The organism is Streptomyces sp. NPDC004658, assembly GCF_040609555.1.
GTDB lineage: Bacteria > Actinomycetota > Actinomycetes > Streptomycetales > Streptomycetaceae > Streptomyces.
This window is the reverse complement of sequence record NZ_JBEXKG010000429.1, coordinates 1-1111: the sequence shown is the minus strand read 5'-3', so window position 1 is coordinate 1111 and position 1111 is coordinate 1. Positions and strand designations below refer to the sequence as shown.

The window sequence follows — 1111 nt, the reverse complement described above, 5'->3', positions numbered from 1 at the left end:
GGCCGGTGCCGCCTCCCGCCCACTCCGCCCGCGCCCGCGCCATGGACGCCGTGCTGCTGCGCGCCCTGGCCACCGGCCGGGTCGACGGACCCGCGCTGTTCTGCGGCCTGTTCGCCCGCGTACCCGCCCCCCGGCTGCTGCGCTTCCTTGACGGACGCACCCGCCTGCGCGAGGACCTCGCCGTCGGCCTGCGCACCCCGCTCGGCCCGATGCTCCGCTCGGCCCTCGAACTGCCGCTGCTGCCCCGCCGCCCGTCCGACTGACCCCCGCCGACTGACCCCCTCCGACGCCACCGACCTGGAGACCGCATGACGCTGCTGCGCGACGAGGACCTCACCGCCGCGTTCGACCACGCCGCCCGCCGCTACGACGCGCTGGTGGCCGCCAACCCGGGCTACCACGCCCACCTCCGGCGCTCGGTACGCCGTCTCGGCCTGCCCGGACCCGGAGCGGGCCTGCACCTGCTGGACCTCGGCTGCGGCACGGGCGCCTCGACGGCCGCGCTCCGCGCCGTCCTGCCGGCCGCACGCGTCACCGCCGTCGACGCCTCCGCCGGCATGCTGCGGCGGGCCGCCGCCAAGCCCTGGGCGCGTGAGGTCACCTTCGTGCGCGCACCGGTGGAACGCCTGGCCGAGGCGGGCGTGACCGGACCGTTCGACGCGGTCTTCGCCGCCTACCTGCTGCGCAACGTGCGCGACCCCGACGCCGTCCTCACCGCCGTACGGGACCTGCTGAGGACCGGCGCCCGGCTCGCCGTGCACGAGTACACGCTCAGCGGCCGCCGCGTCGACCGCGCGGTGTGGAGCCTGGTGTGCCGCGGCCTCGTACAGCCCGCGGCGTCCGTCCTCGGGGACGGCGGGCTGTACCGCCACCTGCATCGCAGCGTCGTCGAGTTCGACACCGCCGACCGCCTCGCCGCCCGCGTCCGCGCGGCCGGCTTCGAACGCGTCCGGATCCTGCCCCTGCCGGGCTGGCAGACCGGCATCACCCACACCGTCGTCGCCCGGCGGGCGGAGAACCCGCGATGACCGCGGCCGAGCCGCCGGACGGCTGCCGTCGTGGCCGGGACCGGCGGGCCCGGATGCTGCCGGCGCCGCCCGGCACGGGGCGC

Annotated in this window: 2 protein-coding genes; both read left to right on the top strand. The window is 78.1% G+C overall.

Features of this window, described 5'->3' with window-relative positions:
- The coding region (locus ABZV94_RS41905; RefSeq protein WP_356350404.1) for a lycopene cyclase family protein at positions 1-263 on the top strand (263 nt) is incomplete at its 5' end.
- Positions 264-308: 45 nt separating this feature from the next.
- The gene (locus ABZV94_RS41900) at positions 309-1028 is read left to right on the top strand and encodes a class I SAM-dependent methyltransferase (RefSeq protein ID WP_356350402.1); all 720 of its coding nucleotides are present in this window, start codon (positions 309-311) and stop codon (positions 1026-1028) included.
- Positions 1029-1111: the final 83 nt, after the last annotated feature.